Raw genomic sequence first — 22,162 nt, forward strand, 5'->3', positions numbered from 1 at the left:
AGCGGAACGATAACTTGTTCCTGATACTCAAGTACTTGGCTTAAGGGAGTTCGCATGGAGATCAGTGGCAAGAAGGTCGTCGTCGTCGGTGGCGCCTCGGGGATGGGCCGGGCCACCGCGGAGCTGCTTGCCGCCGGTGGCGCAGCAGTGGCGGTGCTCGACCGGGAGGGGTCCGAGGGCAAGGAGGTGGCGGCCGGCTTGAAAGGTGGAGCGGGCACCTTCCACCCGGTGGACATCACCGACTTCGCCGCCGCGGAGAAGACGCTGGCTGCGGCGGTCGAGGGCCTCGGCGGTCTGCACGTCATCGTCACCACCGCGGGCGGCGGCATCGCCAAGCGCACACTGTCCAAGTCCGGCCCGCACGACCTGGAGTCCTTCCGTTCGGTGATCGACCTGAACCTGATCGCCACCTTCAACCTCAACCGGCTGGCCGCGGCGCACATGAGCACCAACGAGCCCGAGGACGAGGAGCGCGGGGTCATCATCAACACCGCCTCGATCGCGGCGTTCGAGGGCCAGATCGGGCAGGTGGCCTACGCCGCCGCCAAGGCCGGCGTCGCCGGCATGTGCCTGACCATGGCCCGCGACCTCGGCTCGGTGGGCATCCGGGTGCTGGCGATCGCGCCGAGCCTGTTCGCCACCGGCTTGACCAAGGGCATCCCGGAGGAGTTCGCCAGTGCCCTGACCAAGGACGCCGCGTTCCCCAAGCGCCTGGGCCGGCCCGAGGAGTTCGCCAAGCTGGCCGCCGCCGTCGTCGACAATCCCATGCTCAACGGGCAGTGCCTGCGGCTGGACGCCGGCCAGCGGTTCGCCCCCAAGTAGTTACCGAACAGGAGACCTGCCATGGGTATCGCCGTAACCGACGACCACCGCGAACTGGCCGAGGTGGCCCGCGGATTCTTGACCGCGCAGCAGGCCCGCACGGCGTCCCGTGCGCTGCTGGACGCCACCGAGGAGGGCCGGCCGCCGTTCTGGGGTGAGCTGGCCTCCCTGGGCTGGCTGGGCCTGCATATCGCCGAGGAGTACGGCGGCTCGGGGTTCGGGCTGCCCGAGCTGGTGGTGGTGGTCGAGGAACTGGGCCGGGCGGTGGCGCCGGGACCGTTCCTGCCGACGGTCATCGCCTCGGCGGTGATCGCCGCCGCCGGCACCCCCGACCAACAGGCTCAGTTGCTGCCCGGCCTGATCGACGGTTCGGTGACCGCCGGGGTGGGCTTGGCCGGCGGGGTGGTCCTCGACGGCGGCGTGGCCTCCGGTGACGCCGGGATCGTGCTGGGCGCCGGGCTGGCCGACGTGCTGCTGCTGGCCGCCGGAGAGGACGTGCTGGTGCTCGAGCGGGACCGCGCCGGCGTCAGCGTCGACGTGCCCGGCAACCTCGACCCGACCCGGCGCTCCGGGCGGGTCACGCTGACCGGTGTCGGGATCAGCGCCGACGACACCCTGGCCGGTGGGCGTGAGTCGGCGCTGGCGCGGGCCCGGGTGCTACTGGCCGCCGAAGCGGTCGGTGGGGCGGCCGACTGCACCGACTCGGCTGTCGAGTACGCCAAGGTGCGCGAACAGTTCGGCCGGACCATCGCGACCTTCCAGGCCATCAAGCACCACTGCGCCAACATGCTCGTCGCAGCGGAGTCGGCCACCGCGGCGGTGTGGGACGCCGCGCGCGCCGACGGCGAGGACGAGTACGCCTTCCGGCTGTCCGCCGCGGTCGCCGCCACCCTGGCGTTCCCCGCCTACGTGCGTAATGCCGAGCTGAACATCCAGGTGCACGGCGGCATCGGCTACACCTGGGAACACGACGCCCACCTGCAGCTGCGCCGGGCCCTGACGGTGCAGGCGCTGTTCGGCGGTGACGCACCGGCGCTGGCGGTGTTCGAGAGCGCCGCAGCCGGCATCACCCGGGCCAACAGCCTGGATCTGCCGCCGGAGGCCGAGGAACTGCGCACCCGGATCCACGCCGACGCGCTCGAGATCGCCGCGTTGGGCGCCGAGGAGCAGCTGGACCGGCTGATCGCGACCGGCTATGTGATGCCGCATTGGCCCAAGCCCTGGGGCCGCGCCGCCGACGCGGTCGAGCAGCTGGTGATCGAGCAGGAGTTCAGCGCCGCAGGGGTGCAGCGACCCGACTACTCGATCACCGGCTGGGTGATCCTGACCCTGATCCAGCAGGGCACCGACTGGCAGATCGAGCGGTTCGTGGAGAAGGCGCTGCGCCAGGAGGAGATCTGGTGCCAGCTGTTCTCCGAGCCGGCCGCCGGCTCGGATGCCGCCGCGGTCAAGACCAAGGCCACCCGGGTCGACGGCGGCTGGAAGATCAACGGCCAGAAGGTCTGGACGTCCGGCGCGCACCTGTGCCGGCGCGGGCTGGCCACCGTGCGCACCGATCCCGACGTCCCCAAACACGCCGGCATCACGATGGTGATCGTCGACATGGAGGCGCCCGGGGTCGAGGTGCGGCCGCTGCGCCAGATCACCGGTGGTTCGGAGTTCAACGAGGTGTTCTTCAACGACGTCTTCGTGCCCGACGAGGACGTCGTCGGCGAGGTCAACGAGGGCTGGAAGGTGGCTCGCGCGACGCTGGGCAATGAGCGGGTCAGCATCGGCGGCGGTGGTTCCTTCACCGCCGGGGTCGACCAGCACCTGATCGCGCTGGCCCAGCAGGGCCGGCAGCAGGTGGCCGACGCCGCGGTGCGGATCGGCCGTTTCGTCGCCGACGAGCACGCGCTGCGACTGCTCAACCTGCGCCGGGTGGCGCGCAGCATCGCCGGCGCCGGGCCCGGGCCGGAGGGCAACGTCACCAAGCTCAAGCTCGCCGAGCACATGGGCGACGGGGCGGCGATCGGGGCGGCACTGCTGGGCCCGGACGTCGCACTCGACGACGGGCCGGGCGCGATGGCCGGCCGGATGGTGATGGGTGCGCGCGGCATCGCGATCGCCGGCGGCACCTCGGAGGTGACCCGTAACCAGATCGCCGAGCGCATTCTGGGGATGCCCCGCGACCCGCTGATCAAGTAGCGTCTCCTTCACCGCATTTTTGCGCGAGCGTGCGCGTCCCCGGTCGACACGCCGAGGCCGGAACCTTTTTGCGCACGCTCGCGCCGGGAAGGGGACCGCGAAATGGCCACCGTCGCCGACCACCTCATCGCCACCCTGAAACGCAGTGGCGTCTACCGCGTCTACGGCATCCCGGGGGACAGCCTCAACGGCTTCACCGACGCGATCCGCCGGGCCGGTGACTTCGGCTGGGAACAGGTGCGCCATGAGGAGACCGCGGCCTTCGCCGCCGCTGCCGACGCCGCCATGACCGGCCGCCTGGCGGTGTGCGCCGGCAGTTGCGGACCCGGCAACCTGCACCTGATCAACGGCCTGTTCGACGCGCACCGCAGCCGGGTGCCGGTGCTGGCGATCGCCGCCCACATCCCGCTGGCCGAGATCGGCTCCGATTACTTCCAGGAAACCCACCCGCAGAACCTGTTTCGTGAGTGCAGTGTCTACTGCGAACTGGTCAGCACGCCCGAACAGGCGCCCCGCATCCTGGAGATGGCGATGCGCACCGCGGTCGAGGAGAACGGCGTCGCCGTCGTCGTCGTGCCGGGCGAGATCTTGTCCGACCGCGTCGACGCCACCGACTGGGGGTCGCGACCGGTGACCGCCGCCGGGGTGGTGTGCCGACCTGACGAGCCCGGTCTGGCCGCGGCGGCGGGGATTCTCAACGGCGCCTCCCGGGTCACCATTCTGGCCGGCGCCGGGGTGGCCGGCGCCCACGACCAGGTCATCGAACTGGCGGACACGCTGGCCGCTCCGGTCGTGCATGCCTTGCGCGGCAAGGAATACATCGAGTACGACAACCCCCACGATGTCGGTATGACGGGGCTGCTGGGCTTCGCCTCCGGTTACAAGGCGATCGCCGAGGCCGATGTGCTGCTGATGCTCGGTACCGATTTCCCCTATCAGCAGTTCTATCCCGAGGGCGCGCAGATCATCCAGGTCGACATCCGGGGCCGAAACCTGGGCCGGCGCACCCCGATCGATCTCGGACTCGTGGGCACGGTGGCCGACACCGTGGCCGCGTTGCGCCCGAGGCTAACGGCCAAGGACGACCGAACCCATCTGGAGCGGTCGCTGAAGCACTACCGCAAGACCCGCAAGCGGCTGGACTCGCTGGCCTCCAATGATCGCGACCGTACTCCGATCCGCCCCGAGTACGTTGCGGCGGTGGCGAACCGGTTGGCCGCCGACGACGCCGTGTTCACCGTCGACGTCGGCTCCCCGGTGGTGTGGGCGGCGCGCTACGTGACGATGAACGGGCGGCGAAGGCTGATCGGGTCGTTCAACCACGGCACCATGGCGTGCGCGCTGCCGCACGCGATCGGCGCCCAGACCGTCGATCGGAAGCGCCAGGTCGTCGCCTTCGCCGGTGACGGCGGGCTGGCGATGCTGTTCGGCGAGCTGTTGACGCTGACGCAGAATCGGCTGCCGGTCAAGGTGATCGTGTTCAACAATTCGTCGCTGAACTTCGTAGAGCTGGAGATGAAGGCCGCCGGGATCGTCAACTTCGGGACCGAGTTGCAGAATCCGGACTTCGGCGCGGTCGCCGCCGCGCTGGGCATGTTCGGCCGGCGGGTGGAGCGGCCCGGTGATCTGGAGTCGGCCCTGACCGAGGCGTTCGACCATGACGGTCCGGCCGTGGTCGACGTCGTCACGGCCCGTCAAGTACTGTCGATCCCGCCGGCGATCACCGCCGAGCAGGCCAAGGGGTTCTCGCTCTACGCGATCAGGACCATCCTGGCCGGCCGCGCCGACGAACTGCTCGATCTGGTGACCACCAATGTGGCCCGGCGCATTCTGGATTGACCCGGATAATCGGGTTGCACGCCGGCGCGAGCGGGATTAGCCTGGCCGGATCATGCGTCATCTGCTTGTAGTAGCCGGTACCCGCAGCGGGGTCTGATCCAGACCGACCCCCGCTGTGGGTCGGAAGCTACTACCCGTCGGTCGCTCCCCTCGAGCAGAAGAGACCGAGACATGACCAGCACCTCGTTTCAAGACCGATTCGACACCCGGCTACCGCGTGAGCTGCGTGACGTGGCCGCCCGGTTGAGCTGGGACCGCTTCGTGGCCACCTACGGGCGTGCCGCCGGGCCGCTGCGGGTCGGCCGGTGGCGTTGCCTGGACCCCGACCGCCCCGCGGCACGACTGGGACCGCAGGGCCGGCGGTATCAGGCGACGATCGCGGTCGGCGAGCGCACGGGCACCTGCACCGCCGCGGCGAACGGGCCGTTGGCCGCGCTCACCACGATGCTTCACGACTGCGGAATCACCCTGGAAATCCTGGGTTTCCACCAGCTTCGGTGCGGCGACGAGACCGCTACGTTCATCCACGGCTCCAACGGCCGCACCACGGCGTGGGCGGTGGGCTTTTCCGTCGACGCCGGACGGTCGGCGGTGCAGGCGGTGACCACCTGTGCCAACCGGCTGCTGACAGCAGCGGGCTAGAGCGGTCGCAACACGATCGGCATCCCGTCCATCGGGATCGGCATGCCGCCGTAGTCCCAGCGCGTCTGGTAGCCGGGGTGCGGCAACTCCAACCGATACCGGCGTAGCAACCGGTGCAGGATCGCCTTGACCTCGAGGCGGCCGAACGTCATACCGATGCACTTGTGCGCGCCGCCGCCGAACGGATTGAACGCATACCGGTGCTGCTTGTGCTCATTACGCGGTTCGGTGAACCGATCCGGGTCGAATTTCATCGGGTCCGTCCATAATTCGGGAAGACGGTGATTCACCCCGGGGTAGGCGATGACATTGGTGCCCTTGGGGATGTAGTAGCCCAGCAGGTCGGTGTCGCGGACCGTCTGGCGCATCGCCCACTGCACCGGCGTCACCAGTCGGATCGATTCGTCCATCACCAAGTCGAGCGATTCCAGCTTCTCCAGCGATTCGATGTCGAGCGGCCCGTCGCCCAACCGATCCGATTCGTCGCGGCAGCGTTGCTGCCATTCCGGATTGCCCGCCAGGTTGTAGACCATCGATGTGGCCGTCGACGTCGAGGTGTCGTGGGCGGCCATCATCAGAAAGATCATGTGGTTGACGATGTCGGCGTCGGTGAACCGGTTGCCGTCCTCGTCCTCGGCGTAGCACAGCGCGGTGAGGAGATCATTACCGTCCTTGCCGCGGTGCTCGCGGACCCGGGCGGTGAAGTAGTTCTCCAGCAGCTCACGCGCCTTGAGGCCGCGCCACCAGGTAAAGGGTGGCACGCTGGTGCGGATCACTGCGTTGCCGGCGCGGGTCGTCGTGGTGAACGCCTTGTTGACCTTGGTGACCAGTTCACGATCGGTGCCGGGTTCGTGTCCCATGAACACCAGCGCGGCGATGTCGAGGGTGAGTTCCTTCATCGCGGGGTAGAGCAGGAAGCGCGCATCGTTGGTCACCCAGTCGTCGGCGATCACCTGGGAGGCGACCCGGTCGATCTGCTCGACGTAGCCGACCAGGCGGGGCCGTACGAACGCCTCCTGCATGATCCTGCGGTGGAACATGTGTTCCTCGAAGTCCAGCAGCATCAAGCCGCGTTTGAAGAACGGCCCGATCACCGGGATCCAGCCTCGCTGCGAGTAGTCCTTGTCCCGGTTGGCGTAGATGACCTGCGTCGCATCGGGGCCCAGCGCCGCGACCGCGGGAAGGACCGGGGAATCACCGAAGAGCAGCGGCCCGTGGGTGTGGTACATGCGCATCAGGTAATCGGGTCCGCCGCGCAGCATCTCGATCATGTGCCCGAGGATCGGGAGCCCGGCGTCGCCCAGGACCGGCTTGAGTCCGCTGCCCGGGGGCGGCTCGGCGAGCTTCTTCTCCGGGAACTCCATGGTCAGCAGGCGCTTCTCCAGCGCCGCCAGCCCCGGAAAGTTGTTGAACGACGGGGTCAACCGGCGTTTAGCCTGGTCGATCAGGTAGTGCGGGGTGCTGATCGTGGACACGGACGCTCCTTTGACAGGCCGGGGCAGACGGTGATGCACGTCACTTGACACCTAATACTTGGATCAAGTTTGACGCCTGTCAAGTTTGCGTCCACTGCGGCGTGGTGCGGGGCGCCGCGGTGCGCACCGAGAGCGGTGCGTGGATCAGATCGGGCGCAACACGATCGGCATGCCGTCCATCGGCAGCGGCATACCTGCGTAGTCCCACTTCGGTCGGTAGTCGGGCCGCGACAGCTCCAGCCGGTAGCGGCGCAGCAACCGGTGCAGGACGGTCTTGACCTCCAGCCGTCCGTAGACCATCCCGATGCACTTGTGCGCCCCGCCGCCGAACGGCGCGAACGCATAGCGGTGCTTCTTGTGCTCCGAACGCGGCTCCAGGAACCGTTCGGGGTCGAACTGGCGCGGGTTGGTGTACAGCTCGGGCAGCCAGTGGTTCATCCCCGGCCACAGCGTCACGTTGGTGCCGGCCGGAACGTAGTGCCCGAGCAGTTCGGTGTCGCGCACGGCCTGGCGCATGTTGAACGGCAACGGAGTGACCAGCCGCAGCGACTCGTCCATCACCAGATCGAGGGTCTCCAGCTTCTCCAGCGCCTCGATGTCCAGCGGGCTGTCGCCGAGCCGTGCCGACTCCTCGCGCGCCCGCTCCTGCCATTCCGGATGGGCCGCCAGGTGGTAGACCATGGTGGTCAGGGTCGAGGTCGTGGTGTCGTGGGCGGCCATCATCAAAAAGATCATGTGGTTGACGATGTCGGCGTCGCTGAAGGTGTTGCCGTCCTCGTCGGCGGTATGGCACAGCACCGTGAGCATGTCGGTGCCCTCGACGTTGCGGCGCTCGCGCACCCGCTGGGTGAAGTAGTCCTCGAGCACCTTGCGGCCCTGAATGCCGCGCCACCACTTGAACGGTGGCACGGGCGTGCGGATGATCGCACCGCCGGCCCGGGTGGTCTGCTCGAACGCGTGGTTGACCTTCGCCACCGTCTTGTGGTCGTCACGCAGGTCCATGCCCATGAACACCACCGAGGCCACATCCAGGGTCAGTTCCTTGACCGCCGGGTAGAACAGGAATCGGGGGTTGTCGGTGGGCCACTTCGCCACCAGCTCGGTGGCCACCCGGTCCATGTCCTCGACGTAGCTGGCCAGCCGCGGGCGGGTGAACGCGCCCTGCATGATCCGCTTGTGCGCCAAGTGCTCCTCGAAGTCCAGCAGCATCAGCCCGCGGTTGAAGAACGGGCCGATGACCGGGATCCATCCGGTAGTGGAGTAGTCCTTCTTGCGGTTGGCGAAGACCGTCTCGGTGGCGTCGGGGCCCAGCGCGACCACCGAGGACAGGATCGGCGATTCGGCGAAGTACACCGGACCGTGCTTGCGGTAGATGTGCATCGCATAGTCCGGGCCGCCCCGGAACATCTCGACGATGTGGCCCAACACCGGCAGCCCGGAGTCGCCGACGATCGGCTTGAGCTCGCTACCGGCCGGGGGCTCGGCCAGCGTCTTCTGCTTCCAGTCCACGTCGAGCAGTCGCTTCTCGATGGCGCCCATCCCGGGGATGGTGTTCAGCGTCGGGGTGAACCGGCGCCGGGCCTGGTCGAGAAGATACTGCGGGGTGGTCATGGTCGTCATCGGATGACTACCTCTCGTTCGTGGACGTCAGGTGCGCAGCGCCTATGACGGTCTGTGGCGACCGTCACCCATCCACATCTTCAGATCAAAATTGACGGGTGTCAAGTTTGAATACGGCGCGGCGTGGTGCAAGGTGCAAGGGTGAGTACCCAGCACGACTCGGCCGGCTCGACTCCCGACGATCTGCCGCTGCGGCGCGGGGACAAGCAACGCCAGGCGATTGTGCAGGCAGTGCGAGAATTGCTGGAGGAAAAGCCGTTCGCGGAGTTGTCGGTCAGCACCATCAGCGACCGGGCCGGGGTGGCGCGGTCGGGCTTCTATTTCTACTTCGACTCCAAGTACGCCGTGCTGGCGCACATCCTCGCCGAGGCGAGCCAGGAGCTCGAAGAACTGACCCACTATTTCGCGGCGCGCGGCGCCGACGAATCGCCGGCGGCCTTCGCAGAACGCATGGTGGGCAGTGCGGCGGCCGTCTATGCCCACAACGATCCGGTGATGTCGGCGTGCAACATGGCGCGCAACAGCGACGCCGAGATCCGGGAACTGCTCGACGCCCAGATCGACGCGGTGATCAACCAGATCGTCGGCGTGGTCAACGACGAGATCGCCGCGGGCACCGCGAATCCGATCAGTGACGACATCCCCGCACTCGTGCGGACGCTGGCCGCCACCACCGGCTACATGCTGTCCGGGGACACCGCGTTTCTGGGAGCCGATGGTGACGTGGGACGCGGGGTGCGGGTGCTCGAGGCGCTGTGGCTCACCGCGCTGTGGGGCGGGGACGCGGCGCGGGGTTGAATCATCCGCCGCCGGTGCGGTAACCCGGGCGGTAGGGTCTGCTGCCATGACACGCGTAGCGCACTACTACCGGGGCAAGCGGTGCTTCATCACCGGAGCGGCGAGCGGCATCGGCCGGGCCACCGCGTTACGGCTCGCCGAGGCGGGCGCCGAGCTGTATCTGACCGACCGCAACGCCGACGGACTGGCCGAAACCGTCGCCGATGCGCGCGCGCTGGGAGCACAGGTCCCCGAACACCGGGTGATCGACATCGCCGACTACGACGACGTCGCCGCGTTCGCCGCTGACATCCATGCCCGGCACGAGCCGATGGACGTCGTGATGAACATCGCGGGCGTGTCGGCGTGGGGGACCGTCGACCGGTTGACCCATCAGCAGTGGCGCAAGATGGTCGACATCAACCTGATGGGCCCCATCCACGTCATCGAGACGTTCCTGCCGCCGATGGTCGCCGCCGGTCGCGGCGGGCACCTGGTCAACGTATCCTCGGCCGCCGGGTTGGTCGCCTTGCCCTGGCATGCCGCCTACAGCGCCAGCAAGTACGGGCTGCGCGGGGTGTCGGAGGTGCTGCGCTTCGACCTGGCCCGGCACCGCATCGGGGTGTCGGTGGTGGTGCCCGGCGCGGTCAAGACCGGGCTGGTCAACACCGTCGAGATCGCCGGCGTCGACCGCGAGGACCCGCAGGTGGAGAAGTGGGTGGGCCGTTTCGCCGGCCACGCCGTGTCGCCGGAGAAGGCGGCCGAGAAGATTCTGGCCGGGGTGGCCCGCAACCGCTACCTGGTCTACACCTCCGGTGACATCCGGGCGCTGTACGCGTTCAAGCGACTGGCCTGGCTGCCCTACAGCGCTGCGATGCGCCAGGCCAACCGCGTGTTCAGCCGGGCCCTGCTGCCCTCGCAAAAATCCGTGACGAGGTGAGCCGCGAGATCACGGTATTGGCGTTGGTCGGCAGCCTGCGCACGGCGTCGGTCAACCGCCAGATCGCGCAGTTGGCGGTCGAGGCCGCTCCAGTCGGTGTCAGCGTGACGATCAGGGAGGGGCTCGGCGAGCTGCCGTTCTACAACGAGGATCTCGACACGCCCGCGACCGTGCCGCCGGCGGTGACTGCCCTGCGCGCGGTGGCCGCCGGCGCCGACGCGGCCCTGGTGGTCACCCCGGAGTACAACGGCACCATCCCCGGTGTGCTCAAGAACGCCATCGACTGGCTGTCGCGCCCGTTCGGCGACGGTGCGCTGAAGGGCAAGCCGCTGGCGGTGATCGGGGCGGCGCTGGGCCGGTACGGCGGCGTGTGGGCCCACGACGAGACCCGCAAGTCCTTCGGTCTCGCCGGGCCGCGAGTGGTCGAGGAGATCAAGCTCTCAGTGCCGATCGGCACGCTGGGAGGAAAGCATCCCCGCGATCACGCGCAGTTGGTGTCCGACGTACGGGCTGTCATCGCCAAACTGGCGGTCGAGGCGCGCTGAGCGCCGCCCGCGAAGTCTTTGCTGGGAGCCCGGCGCCGGCCGGGTGACCCGCCGTGGTCGTCGGTGGCCGGTGGTAGACCTGTCGTCATGGGCCACTTCGGGCATTTTTGTGACGTGCGACACGCCGACGCGGTAACGGCCGCAGGCTTACAACCAGCGAATTTCAAGAATGTTGTTCGGAACATCTTGTATGGCTTCTCAAGGTCACCCACTAGGTGTAGTGTTTCAAGCACCGACAGGCCCCGGATGATCCGGCTGACCGGACTGCGGCGAACGGCATCGAATCAGTGCCCGGAGCTGCGGCGGAAGCCGGAGATCCACGGCCTTGAAGGTCCGCTGAAAGCACTACCTGATTCGTTCCCTGTTCGTTGTCGACGATTCGCTGAGGAGTCTGGCGCCATGAGCATCACCGTCTACACCAAGCCCGCATGCGTGCAGTGCAACGCCACCTACAAGGCGCTGGACAACCAGGGCATCGCCTACGAGATCGTGGACATCACCCTCGACTCCGATGCGCGGGACTACGTGATGGCGCTGGGTTACCTGCAGGCCCCGGTCGTCGTCGCCGGCAACGACCACTGGTCGGGTTTCCGGCCGGACCGCATCAAGGCGCTGGCACAGACCGCGCTCAGCGCATAATCGGCCGCCTCGTCGGGTACGGGTGGAGTCTGACTGAGAGCTGAAGGGGGTCGCCGTGTCGGCGGATGTTGAATGCAGCCTGGTGTATTTCTCCTCGGTGTCGGAGAACACCCACCGCTTCGTGCAGAAGCTGCAACTGCCGGCCATCCGGATTCCGCTGCACGGACGCATCGAGGTCGACCACCCCTACGTGCTGGTGCTGCCGACCTACGGCGGCGGCCGCGGCACACCGAACATCACCGATGACGCCGCAGGCGGCTACGTGCCCAAGCAGGTCATCGCCTTTTTGAACAACGAACACAACCGGAGCTTGCTGCGTGGCGTGATCGCCGCCGGCAACACCAACTTCGGTGCGGAGTTCTGCTACGCGGGCGACGTGGTCGCCAGCAAGTGCGGGGTGCCGTACCTGTACCGATTCGAATTGATGGGAACCGACGAGGACGTGCAAGCCGTCCGCGCCGGCTTGACCGATTTCTGGAAGGACGAGGCATGCCACCTACCGCTGCAACTGCAGAGCAGGTAACCCCAACCACCCGCAGCGCACCGGTGGGCGAGCTGGACTTCCACGCGCTCAACGCGATGCTCAACCTGTACGACAGCGACGGGAAGATCCAGTTCGACAAGGATGTGCTGGCGGCCCGTCAGTACTTCCTGGAGCACGTCAACCAGAACACGGTGTTCTTCCACAATCAGGACGAGAAGCTCGACTACCTGATCCAGAAGGAGTACTACGAGCGCGAGGTGCTCGACCAGTACTCGCGCAACTTCGTCAAGTCGCTGCTGGATCGCGCCTACGCCAAGAAGTTCCGGTTCCCGACGTTCCTCGGCGCGTTCAAGTACTACACCTCCTACACGCTGAAGACCTTCGACGGCAAGCGCTACCTGGAACGGTTCGAGGACCGGGTGTGCATGGTGGCGCTGACCCTGGCCTCCGGCGACACCAAGCTGGCCGAGCAGCTCGTCGACGAGATCATCGACGGCCGTTTTCAGCCCGCCACCCCGACGTTTCTGAACGCCGGTAAGAAGCAGCGCGGCGAGGCGGTCAGCTGTTTTCCCGCCGGCACAGAGGTTGACACGATCGACGGACCTCGAGCTATCGAGGATTTGGGGCCCGGTGATCGGGTCTTGTCGCACGACGGCTCCTACCGCGAGGTGGAGGCCCTGGTTACGAATCCAAACGACCAACCGCTGGTGTCGATTTCGCACTTCGGGCACAAGGATTCAATCCGTTGCACGCCCGAGCATCCAATCCTGGTCTGGACCACACGCGCAGTCGACTCGCTGATCGACGGCGACGGTGCCGACCCCTTCAACGGCTTTGTATGGCTGGCTGCCCAGGACGTGCAGCCGTCTGACTTCATCGTGACCGCTGCTCCGCTAGAGGAGCGCGAACGCCGCGTGTTCGACCTCATGGACCACGTTGGCGACGGTGTATACGAAGAGGTCGATGGACTGATTCGTAAGGTCAATACCGATGCCAAGCATCGAAATAGGCAGCGGCACAGTCAAAACTTTATTGCGGTCAATCGATATGTCGAAGAGTCCTACGAATTGGGGCTGATCCTCGGTTGGTACGTCGCCGAAGGGCATGTCTCCAAGAGGTCTGGAGTGGCTGGCCTGCGACCCAACGGTGTCCACTTCACGCTGGGTGCGCGCGAGGTCGACTACCAGGGCCAGTTGAACATGGCATTCAAGCAGGTGTTCGGGGTCGACTTGACTTCGAACACCAACGAATCCGATCACTCCATCAAGATGGCCTGCAATAGCAAAGTCGTGGCCTCACTACTGCTGTCGATGGCCGGAACGGGATACGGAAACAAGCGGCTGACACACGATGTTCTGTCCGCAGATGAAGATTTTCAGCGTGGTCTGCTCGCCGGGCTCTTCCGCGGCGACGGTTGCAGTACTTCCGGCGGAATGGTTCTCGACCTCGTCAACCCGGAGCTGGTCGACCAGGTGCAGCTAATCCTGCGTCGGCTGGGCATCATGTCGGTGGTTCGCCGCTACATCAACCAGGCGGGTAATCCCACCGGTCACGTCTTCGTTCCCGGGCTACCCGGCATCAACGAAGACTTCATCTTTGATGTCGGCAAGAATCTGCACAACTACGTAGGACGTAAGGGCACAAATCGTTCGACGTATCAGGTCGTGCACGGCCGTCATGTGTATGGCGTACGCGCTGTCGAGCGCACCGCAGATGTTCCCGACACTGTGTACAACCTCCACGTCGAGGGCACGCACACCTACACGATTCGCGGCACTGTCGTGCACAATTGCTTCCTGCTGCGCATCGAGGACAACATGGAGTCGATCGGCCGCTCGATCAACTCCGCCCTGCAGCTGTCCAAGCGCGGCGGGGGAGTGGCGTTGCTGCTGACCAACATTCGCGAGCACGGCGCGCCGATCAAGAACATCGAGAACCAGTCTTCCGGGGTCATCCCGATCATGAAGCTGCTGGAGGACTCGTTCTCCTACGCCAACCAGCTCGGCGCCCGCCAGGGTGCCGGGGCGGTCTACCTGCACGCCCACCATCCCGACATCTACCGGTTCCTGGACACCAAGCGGGAGAACGCCGACGAGAAGATCCGGATCAAGACGCTGAGCCTGGGCGTGGTGATCCCCGACATCACCTTCGAGCTGGCCAAGAAGAACGAGGACATGTACCTGTTCTCGCCCTACGACGTCGAGCGGGTCTACGGCGTGCCGTTCGCCGACATCTCGGTCAGCGAGAAGTACTACGAGATGGTCGACAACTCGGCCATCCGCAAGACCAAGATCAAGGCACGTGAGTTCTTCCAGACCGTGGCCGAGCTGCAGTTCGAGTCCGGTTACCCGTACGTGATGTTCGAAGACACCGTCAACCGGGCCAATCCCATCGAGGGCAAGATCACCCACTCGAACCTGTGCTCGGAGATCCTGCAGGTCTCCACCGCGTCGGAGTACAACGACGACTTGAGCTACGCGAAGGTGGGCAAGGACATCTCCTGCAACCTGGGCTCGCTCAACATCGCCAAGGCGATGGACTCGCCGGACTTCGGCCAGACCATCGAGGTCGCCATCCGGGCGCTGACCGCGGTGTCGGACCAGACCCACATCTGGTCGGTGCCCTCGATCGAGCACGGCAACAACGAGTCGCACGCCATCGGCCTGGGCCAGATGAACCTGCACGGCTACCTGGCCCGGGAGCACGTCCACTACGGCTCCGAAGAGGGCATCGACTTCACCAACATCTACTTCTACACCGTGCTGTATCACGCGCTGCGGGCATCGAATCGCCTTGCCCTGGAACGGGGTAAGTCGTTCGTGGGCTTCGAGAAGTCCAAGTACGCCACCGGGGAGTTCTTTGACAAATACATCGACCAGGTGTGGGAACCCAAGACGGTCAAGGTGCGCCAACTCTTCGCTGACGCCGGTATCCGGATCCCCGAGCAAAGCGATTGGCAGCGGCTAAAGGAATCGGTGCAGGCCCACGGGATCTACAACCAGAACCTGCAGGCGGTTCCGCCGACCGGGTCGATCTCCTACATCAACCACTCGACGTCGTCGATCCACCCGATCGTCTCCAAGATCGAGATCCGCAAGGAAGGCAAGATCGGCCGGGTCTACTACCCGGCGCCGTTTATGACCAACGACAACCTGGAGTACTACTCCGACGCCTACGAGATCGGCTACGAGAAGATCATCGACACCTACGCCGCGGCCACCCAGCACGTGGACCAGGGGCTGAGCCTGACGCTGTTCTTCAAGGACACCGCCACCACCCGCGATGTGAACCGCGCGCAGATCTACGCCTGGCGCAAGGGAATCAAGACGCTGTACTACATCCGGCTACGGCAGATGGCGCTGGAGGGCACCGAGGTGGAGGGCTGCGTCAGCTGCATGTTGTGACAGCTCAGGGTCGCTTCTCGCGGGCCTGTTCGGCCTGCAGCGATTTGAGGCGTCGCTGCTCGCGCAGCACCTCCTGGTAGCCCTCGCGTTCGGTGGCCAGCCAGTCCGGTTTCTCCTCGAGCAGCTGATTGATCTGCTCGGTGGTGAGCGCACTCTCGACTCCGTTGCGGGCGAGAGCGGCGATCGAGACGCCCAGCTTGGCCGCCACCAGGTTCTTCGGGTGCGGCCCGTTCTTACGCAGGTCCTTGAGCCACGGCGGCGGGTCCGCCTGCAGCGCGGCGAGTTCGGTGCGGGTGATCGGGTTCTGCTGGAACTCCGCCGGCGTGGCGGGCAGGTAGACGTCCAGCTTCTTTGCCGCGGTGGCGGGCTTCATGGACTGCGAGTTCGGCCTGCTCATTCCCATGACCTTATCGGTAGCCTGATGCGGTGAGCCGGCCTTCCCTGACCCTCGGGTACGTCCCGGGCGCGACGCCGGCGAAGTGGGCTCGGATCTGGGCGCAGCGCCACCCGGACGTTCCGCTGCGGCTGCACAGCGTGGTTGCGGCAGAGGCGGTCGCAGCGGTGCGGGCCGGCACCGTCGACGTGGCGTTGCTGCGGCCGCCGGCCGACACCTCCGGGTTGGCTGTCATCCCGCTCTATGACGAGACGACGGTGGCCGTGGTGCCGACGGAACACCTGGTGTGCGCCGCCGACGAGATCACCGCCGCGGAGCTCAGCGGCGAGCCGATCCTGCTCCCGCTCGACGACGTCGTCGGCTGGGCGGACCCGCCCGGTGACCCGATCGACCACCGGCCCGACACCACCCAGGACGCAATAGAACTCGTGGCCGCCGGGATGGGCGCTCTGATCGTTCCGCAGTCGCTGGCGCGGCTGTATCACCGCAAGGACCTGACCTACCGACCGATCATCGACGCGCCTACCTGCGCCGTGGCGCTCGCCTTCCCGGAAGGGACGCAATCCGAACTGGTCGACGAGTTCGTCGGCATCGTGCGCGGCCGCAAACCCGGGTCGTCGCGTGGGCAGTCTCAGCCGGCACCGAAACGCACCGCGCGGGAGAAGACCCTCGCCAAGCAGGCCGCCCGGGCCGCGGCGGGCAAGGTCGCAAGGAAGCCAGGATCGGGCCAGCGCGGTCGACGCTGAGTTCACCGGCGGGGCGAGCGCAGGCTGAGCAGCAACCGGATGAGATCGGCCTGGCGGTGGGTTCCCGTCTTGTCGAAGACGTGCTGCAGATGCGTCTTGACGGTGGCCTGCGACAGCGACATGCGTTCGGCGATGTCTTTGACGCCGCTGCCGCTCAGCACCATGACGGCGACCTCGGTCTCACCGGCCGTCAGGCCGTAGTGGCGGCGCAATAGCGCTGGGGTGGTGTCGGATTCATGCTCTGGATCGAAGACCATGACCATAGCGCGCCTGGCGGAGCCGCCGGCGGCCGATTCGGCGGGCAACACCTCGATGATGTAGGGACGCTGGTTTGCGGGTCGGGTGCACAACACTGAGCTTCCAGACGGTGTGCTGTCTCCTGCCGCCAGGGCGTCGTGAATGCCGCGTTGGAGTGCGTTGTCAGCGCTGGCGGCTACCGCTTCGAGTCGCCCGCCGCGCATTCGGAGTCCGCCGCCTGACCGCAGCATGTCCTCGGCGGCAGCGTTGGCGTAGACGATTCGGGAGTCGGTGGTGACCACGATGACGGCCTGGCGCAGCGCCTCAGTGACGTTGGCAAGGTCCACGGCACGGCGATCTGCCGCTGCCAGACGCGCTTGGCAGCGCAGCGCCTGCTGCAGATGCGGCACCAGAGCACTGATCAGCGGGACGAAGGGCTCGGGCGAGCGTGGCCCGGCGGCGAGGAACGCCTGCGGTGCGGGGCCACCGGTTAGTCGCACCAACAAGCCGTCGGTCATCTCCAGCGGGCGCAGCCAGTCGACGTGAAACTCCGATTTGGCCTGCAACGCGATCAGTGAACGTCCACTGCGCAACACCCCGACCGGGCTCTGTTCCACGGCGGCAAGCACGTAGTCGATCCGGCGGTAGTGCTGTTCGTAGTCGGCGCGCGCTTCAGCTGCCAGGCTCGCATTCTGAATCGTTCGGCCCGACTCATCCACGCGCACTAATGCGCACTGGGCGTCGAGTGTCCGCTGCAGTTCGCACAGGACCGCAGTCCAGTCTGCGGGTGACATCACCGCGCGGTAGACGGCCGCAACTAATCGCGAGAAGTCGTCAATGGCCATCGTCGTCGACATCGCCGGTCTCTCGTTCAAGGGGCATGTCGCCCGGATAACGGAGATTCTGCTCCCTCGACGGGGCGGTGATCCCTCCGATTTCCTGGGAAAATCTCAACCATTCGGATGAGGCGGCGGCGCTGCGGGCCTGATTGGCTCACGCCATGACCGAGACCGTCGACGTTCGCGCCCTGCCGTTAGCGCCGAAGAACCCGCTACCGTACTGGCAGCGATTGCGCGAGGTTCGGCAGATGCATACCGGGATTGAGAAGCTGCGAGATGCCGGCGGGCCGGTGACCCGCGTGGTACTGGCGCCGACGTGGCTGACGCCCCCGATCGTGGTGGTGACCTCGCCGCAGGGCGCGCACGACGTGCTCAGCAGCGGGGACGTCGACCGCGCCCCGACGCACGATGAGGTCCGGTATCTGCTCGGCCCCAACCTGTTCGATCTCCGAAATGAGCCCTGGCTGCCCCGGCGGCGCATGCTGCAACCGTTGTTCACCAAGCAGCACGTCCGCGGCTTTGGTGGACGCATGGCGCAGGCTGCCGAGATGGTGGCCACCGGGTGGCGCGACGGCATGACGGTCGATCTGGATGCCGAATGCCGCAGGCTGACGATGCGGGCACTGGGGCGGTCGGTGCTGGGCGTCGACTTCGACGACCACGTCGATTCCGTGGCCGAGACGATGCGCGTTGCGCTGGCTTATGTCACCGATCGGGTGTTCGCTCCGGTGCGTGCCCCGCGCTGGCTGCCGACCCCGGCGCGGTACCGGGCGCGGGCCGCCAGCGCGACGTTGCATCGCTACGCCGACGACATCCTGCAAACCTGCCGATCCGACCCGACTCGTGACGCGCCGCTGGTGCGCGGATTGATGGGCGCCACCGATCCCGAAACCGGCCGGGGGTTGACCGACCGCGAGATCTGCGACGAGCTGATCGTGTTCATGCTTGCAGGCCACGACACCACCGCGACGGTACTGGCCTACGCATTGTGGGCGCTGGGCAACCACCCCGATATCCAGCGCCGGATCGCCGCCGAGGTCGCGGCGGTCCCGACTGCGGAGCTGACCCCTGACGATGTGGCCGGACTGTCCTACACCGTCCAGGTACTGCACGAGGCGCTGCGATTATGTCCGCCGGGAGCGCTAAACGGCCGAACAGTGGTGCGCGACATCGCCGTCGACGGCTACCGGGTGCCGGCCGGGTCCATCGTGGAGGTCGGCGTCTACGCGTTGCACCGCGATCCGGCGCTGTGGGAGCGGCCCGACGAGTTCGACCCCGACCGCTTCAGCCCGGAGAATTCCGCTGGTCGCAACCGATGGCAGTATCTGCCGTTCGGCGGTGGACCGCGCAAGTGCATCGGTGATCACTTCGCCATGCTGGAAGCGACCCTGGCGCTGGCCACCTGCGTGCGGCACTGCGAAATCAGCTCGCTGAGCGATGAATTCCCGCTAGCGGTACCGTTCACCACGGTCGCCGCCGCGCCGATCTATGCGCGCATCAAGGCGCGGGAAGGCGCACTGCTGTGACGGCGCAGCCCGGACCGCAGAATTCAGTCCAGCGGTGCGAAGCCGACCGGCTTGAAGTCATCGACGTGGGTGCCAGCACCCCCGCCCACCAAGCCCCGCTGCTGTTCGTGCACGGCGCCTGGCATGGCGCGTGGTGTTGGGCCGAACACTATCTGAACTTCTTCGCCGGCAGGGGATATCGAGCACTAGCGGTCAGCCTGCGAGGCCATGGCAAGAGCTCGCTGCAGCAGCGGCTGCGTGGTTGTTCGGGCGCGGACTATGTCGACGACGTCCGTTCGGTGGCGCATGCTCTGCCTACTCCGCCGGTGCTGATCGGCCACTCGATGGGCGGCTATGTGGTGCAGAAATATTTGGAGTCGTCGCCGGCCCCCGCGGGGGTGCTGCTGGCGTCCATATCGGCGCGCGGCGCTGTCGGCCTTTCGCGGCGACTGAACTTCCGGCACCCCTGGCTGATGATGGGTTTTCATTTCACGGGCAGATCGCTGCAGTTGTTCAACACGCCGGAACGGGTCCGGGAACTGCTCTACTCGGCGACGACTCCCGACGCCGACGTCGTGCGCTACAAAGCGCTGCTGCAGGAGGAAAGCCAGCGAGTATTGCTCGATGTGCTGATGTTGAATGCTGTCAGACCTCAGCGGATAACCACGCCGCTGCTGGTCGTGGGTGCAGAGCACGACGGCGCCTTGGCGGTCTCCGAGCAGCACGCATTGGCGCGCGCCTATGGCACCATCGCCGAGATCGTGCCCGGCATGGGCCACAACATGATGCTCGAACCCGGTTGGGAAGCGGTAGCAGAACGCATCTACGCCTGGCTGGGCGCCCGCGGCCTGTAGCCGGCCGAGCCGCGTCGATTGGGAAAGTGTGCGACGCTGCACCGGCGTGTGTCGCGTCGTGAGATTCAGTCTCGGCGACCGCGTGGCGATGCGGGCTGCGATGTCAGTAGCTGTGGTCGGGGCGTCCTTCGGATTTGGCGTAGAGGTATTTGAGCATCATCTCGCGGAAGCGCGCGTTGTCGAGCAGCTTGAGGCCGGCGCCGGCCAGCCTCGGCACGCCGGCCAGCCGGTGAAAGAACCGGCCGCGCCGGTATTCCCGGCCCCAGGCCGCTTCCATCCGCTGGGCGTAATTGGTGAAGTCGTCGGGCCCGCCGTTGGTCAACGCCGCGACGGCGCACTCACCGGCAGTCAGCCCCGATTCCAGCGCCTTGGAGATACCGGCGCCGGAGGTCGGCCGGCCCGCACCCAGCGAGTCGCCGACGAACAACACACCGGGACGCCACGGCGGCCACGCGGTGAAGCCCATCGGCAGCCGCCAGGCCCGCACCGTCTTGGACTGTTTCAGCTCGGTGATCGACGGCAGCTCCCACTCCCGCGGGAGGGTTTCCAGGAATTCGCCGAGGAAGCGCGTGGCGTTGATGGCCTGCCAGTTCTTGTAACTGTTGACGTAGCCCAGGCCGATGTTGACCCGCCCGTCGCCCAGCGGGAACACCCAGCCGTAGCCGGGCAGCTGGTCACCCTCGAACACCAGCTTCAGGTAGATGTCGAGCGAGTCGACGTCGGGACGTACCGCCGGCATCTCGGCACGGATCGCGATCGCGGAGTAGCCGGTGTAGTCCGAGTCCAGTTTCAGCGCGCGCTTGATCGGCGAGTAAGCGCCGTCGGCGGCGATCACCGCGTCGGCCAGCACCTTCTCGCCGCTCTTCAGCAAGACCCCGGTGACCCGGCCGGAATCGTCGAGTATCGGCGCGGTGGCCTCGGCCGATTGCCGGACCTGGGCGCCGGCGGACTCGGCATGTTTGAGCAGCAGGGTGTCCAGCTCGGGCCGGCGCGCGACGTACCCGTGGTCGGGCATTCCGGGACGGCGCGGAAACGACAGTTCCCACTCGCTGGGACTGAACACCTTCACCCGGTTGACCTGGTGAAACTTGGCAACCTGTTCGGCCAGTCCCATCTTCTGCAGATAACTGACCGCGCGGGCGGTCAGCCCGTCACCGCAGGGCTTGTCGCGCGGGAAGTCGGCCTTGTCCAGGACGACGACGCTCGCGCCGGCCTGACGGGCCTGCCAGGCGGCCGCTGATCCTGCCGGGCCGCCGCCGACGATGGCCAGGTCGAATCGTTGGGTCACTACTTCTCGTCTCAAATATGCGCCTCGAGGCGCCGCGGAACCGTCTATCGATGCTAACGGACCAGGTCACCGCGCGGTCTCCCCAGGTCAGCCAGGGCTAGGCGGTATGGTGCTTGACGTGCGCGGAACGAGTAAGGCCAAGTCGGCCGACAACGGTGAGCAGAAGGTCGACGCGCGCAGCGAGCGGTGGCGCGAACACCGCAAGAAGGTCCGCGGCGAGATCGTCGAGGCGGCCTTCCGGGCGATCGACCGGCTCGGACCCGATCTGAGCGTGCGGCAGATCGCGGAGGAGGCCGGCACCGCCAAGCCCAAGATCTACCGGCACTTCACGGACAAGGACGACCTGTTCGAGGCGGTCGGAACCCGGCTGCGCGACGACCTGTGGACGGCGATCTTCGCCTCCATCGACGTCGCCACCAACTCGCTGCGCGAGATCGTCCAGCGCAGTGTCGAAGAGTACGTGGCCCTGGTCGACGCACACCCCAATGTGTTGCGGTTCTTCATTCAGGGCCGGGTGCGCGCGCAGTCCGTGCCGACGATGCGGACGCTCAACGAAGGCCGGACGATCACCCTGGCAATGGCCGAGATGTTCAGCAATGAACTGCGAGAGCTCGACCTCAACGGCGAGACGCTCGAGCTGGCGGCGTTCGCGGCCTTCGGTACGGCGACCTCGGCCACCGACTGGTGGCTCGGTCCGGAGCTGGACAGCCCGCGGCGAATGCCGCGCGACACCTTCGTGGGTTACCTGACGACAATCATGATCAGCGTCGTCGACGGCACCGCCAACAGCCTCGGAATCGTGATGGACCCCGATCAACCGATTCATGAGGCCGTTCAGCGCCAGCCCGTCGCCTGATTCTCGAATCCGCGCCGGCCGCAGGAGCGCGTTGACACCTACCGCTGCCGTGGCGACACTGGAAAATAC

Annotated in this window: 18 protein-coding genes and 3 pseudogenes; 16 read left to right on the forward strand and 5 right to left on the reverse strand. The window is 66.7% G+C overall.

Going from position 1 to position 22,162, the window contains the following annotated elements; all coding sequences use genetic code 11:
• Window positions 1–54 precede the first annotated feature (54 nt).
• From AWC24_RS14700 to AWC24_RS14715, 4 genes are all read left to right on the forward strand, one after another.
• The gene (locus AWC24_RS14700; RefSeq protein ID WP_085086126.1) at window positions 55–822 is read left to right on the forward strand and encodes an SDR family NAD(P)-dependent oxidoreductase; all 768 of its coding nucleotides are present in this window, start codon (window positions 55–57) and stop codon (window positions 820–822) included.
• Window positions 823–843: 21 nt separating this feature from the next.
• The gene (locus AWC24_RS14705; protein ID WP_085086128.1) at window positions 844–3,009 is read left to right on the forward strand and encodes an acyl-CoA dehydrogenase family protein; all 2,166 of its coding nucleotides are present in this window, start codon (window positions 844–846) and stop codon (window positions 3,007–3,009) included.
• Window positions 3,010–3,111: 102 nt separating this feature from the next.
• On the forward strand, window positions 3,112–4,848 hold the full coding sequence (poxB, locus tag AWC24_RS14710; protein ID WP_085086130.1) for a ubiquinone-dependent pyruvate dehydrogenase: 1,737 nt from the start codon (window positions 3,112–3,114) through the stop codon (window positions 4,846–4,848).
• A 171-nt stretch (window positions 4,849–5,019) separates the two neighbouring features.
• On the forward strand, window positions 5,020–5,490 hold the full coding sequence (locus tag AWC24_RS14715; protein WP_085086132.1) for a 2-isopropylmalate synthase: 471 nt from the start codon (window positions 5,020–5,022) through the stop codon (window positions 5,488–5,490).
• On the opposite strand, the gene AWC24_RS14720 is transcribed toward AWC24_RS14715, so the two are convergent.
• Together AWC24_RS14720 and AWC24_RS14725 are read right to left on the reverse strand one after the other, a co-directional pair.
• Window positions 5,487–6,965, reverse strand: a complete 1,479-nt coding sequence (locus AWC24_RS14720) for a cytochrome P450 (RefSeq protein ID WP_085086134.1) — start codon at window positions 6,963–6,965, stop codon at window positions 5,487–5,489. The two genes, AWC24_RS14715 and AWC24_RS14720, sit on opposite strands and share 4 nt — an antisense overlap.
• Window positions 6,966–7,109: 144 nt before the next feature.
• Window positions 7,110–8,585, reverse strand: coding sequence for a cytochrome P450 (locus AWC24_RS14725; protein ID WP_085086136.1), 1,476 nt, complete (start codon window positions 8,583–8,585; stop codon window positions 7,110–7,112).
• A gap of 141 nt (window positions 8,586–8,726) precedes the next feature.
• Between AWC24_RS14725 and AWC24_RS14730 the strand changes: the two genes are divergently transcribed.
• The 8 genes and pseudogenes from AWC24_RS14730 to nrdE form a co-directional block, all read left to right on the forward strand.
• Window positions 8,727–9,383 carry a TetR/AcrR family transcriptional regulator gene (locus AWC24_RS14730; RefSeq protein ID WP_085086138.1) on the forward strand — a complete coding sequence of 219 codons (657 nt, stop codon included), beginning with the start codon at window positions 8,727–8,729 and terminating at the stop codon, window positions 9,381–9,383.
• A 46-nt stretch (window positions 9,384–9,429) separates the two neighbouring features.
• Window positions 9,430–10,302 carry an SDR family oxidoreductase gene (locus tag AWC24_RS14735; RefSeq protein ID WP_085086140.1) on the forward strand — a complete coding sequence of 291 codons (873 nt, stop codon included), beginning with the start codon at window positions 9,430–9,432 and terminating at the stop codon, window positions 10,300–10,302.
• Window positions 10,299–10,847: an NAD(P)H-dependent oxidoreductase gene (locus AWC24_RS14740; protein WP_085086142.1), complete on the forward strand. Its 549-nt coding sequence runs from the start codon at window positions 10,299–10,301 to the stop codon at window positions 10,845–10,847. The genes AWC24_RS14735 and AWC24_RS14740 overlap by 4 nt, the downstream gene beginning before the upstream one ends.
• Before the next feature lie 399 nt (window positions 10,848–11,246).
• Window positions 11,247–11,486 (forward strand): redoxin NrdH, encoded by a 240-nt coding sequence (locus AWC24_RS14745; protein WP_085086144.1) that lies wholly within the window; start codon window positions 11,247–11,249, stop codon window positions 11,484–11,486.
• 55 nt (window positions 11,487–11,541) lie between these two features.
• On the forward strand, window positions 11,542–12,009 hold the full coding sequence (gene nrdI, locus AWC24_RS14750; RefSeq protein WP_085086145.1) for a class Ib ribonucleoside-diphosphate reductase assembly flavoprotein NrdI: 468 nt from the start codon (window positions 11,542–11,544) through the stop codon (window positions 12,007–12,009).
• A pseudogene (locus AWC24_RS23435) lies at window positions 11,976–12,539 on the forward strand (ribonucleotide reductase N-terminal alpha domain-containing protein); the annotation flags it as partial. The gene nrdI and the pseudogene AWC24_RS23435, both read left to right, overlap by 34 nt.
• Window positions 12,540–12,545: 6 nt before the next feature.
• Window positions 12,546–13,505 (forward strand): annotated as a pseudogene (locus tag AWC24_RS23440) (LAGLIDADG family homing endonuclease); the annotation flags it as partial.
• A gap of 252 nt (window positions 13,506–13,757) precedes the next feature.
• Window positions 13,758–15,374: pseudogene (gene nrdE / locus AWC24_RS23445) on the forward strand (class 1b ribonucleoside-diphosphate reductase subunit alpha); the annotation flags it as partial.
• Window positions 15,375–15,378: 4 nt separating this feature from the next.
• Here nrdE and AWC24_RS14760 read toward each other — a convergent pair.
• Complete coding sequence (locus AWC24_RS14760) at window positions 15,379–15,771, reverse strand: DUF5997 family protein (RefSeq protein WP_085086147.1); 393 nt, start codon at window positions 15,769–15,771, stop codon at window positions 15,379–15,381.
• Window positions 15,772–15,800: 29 nt separating this feature from the next.
• Here AWC24_RS14760 and AWC24_RS14765 point away from each other — a divergent pair, with 29 nt between their 5' ends.
• Complete coding sequence (locus AWC24_RS14765) at window positions 15,801–16,514, forward strand: LysR family substrate-binding domain-containing protein (RefSeq protein ID WP_085086148.1); 714 nt, start codon at window positions 15,801–15,803, stop codon at window positions 16,512–16,514.
• A gap of 2 nt (window positions 16,515–16,516) precedes the next feature.
• On the opposite strand, the gene AWC24_RS14770 is transcribed toward AWC24_RS14765, so the two are convergent.
• Window positions 16,517–17,608, reverse strand: coding sequence for a helix-turn-helix transcriptional regulator (locus AWC24_RS14770; protein WP_085086149.1), 1,092 nt, complete (start codon window positions 17,606–17,608; stop codon window positions 16,517–16,519).
• Window positions 17,609–17,751: 143 nt separating this feature from the next.
• Between AWC24_RS14770 and AWC24_RS14775 the strand changes: the two genes are divergently transcribed.
• Both AWC24_RS14775 and AWC24_RS14780 read left to right on the forward strand, forming a co-directional pair.
• The gene (locus AWC24_RS14775; protein ID WP_085086150.1) at window positions 17,752–19,116 is read left to right on the forward strand and encodes a cytochrome P450; all 1,365 of its coding nucleotides are present in this window, start codon (window positions 17,752–17,754) and stop codon (window positions 19,114–19,116) included.
• Window positions 19,113–19,949 carry an alpha/beta hydrolase gene (locus AWC24_RS14780; protein WP_085086151.1) on the forward strand — a complete coding sequence of 279 codons (837 nt, stop codon included), beginning with the start codon at window positions 19,113–19,115 and terminating at the stop codon, window positions 19,947–19,949. Before AWC24_RS14775 ends, AWC24_RS14780 begins: the two co-directional genes overlap by 4 nt.
• Window positions 19,950–20,052: 103 nt before the next feature.
• Here the strand turns inward: AWC24_RS14780 and AWC24_RS14785 are convergent, their stop codons facing one another.
• Complete coding sequence (locus AWC24_RS14785) at window positions 20,053–21,237, reverse strand: NAD(P)/FAD-dependent oxidoreductase (protein WP_085086152.1); 1,185 nt, start codon at window positions 21,235–21,237, stop codon at window positions 20,053–20,055.
• A 106-nt stretch (window positions 21,238–21,343) separates the two neighbouring features.
• On the opposite strand from AWC24_RS14785, the gene AWC24_RS14790 reads away from it, so the two are divergent.
• Window positions 21,344–22,093: a TetR/AcrR family transcriptional regulator gene (locus AWC24_RS14790; RefSeq protein ID WP_085086153.1), complete on the forward strand. Its 750-nt coding sequence runs from the start codon at window positions 21,344–21,346 to the stop codon at window positions 22,091–22,093.
• Window positions 22,094–22,162: the final 69 nt, after the last annotated feature.

This window comes from Mycolicibacter senuensis (assembly GCF_002101885.1).
GTDB lineage: Bacteria > Actinomycetota > Actinomycetes > Mycobacteriales > Mycobacteriaceae > Mycobacterium > Mycobacterium senuense.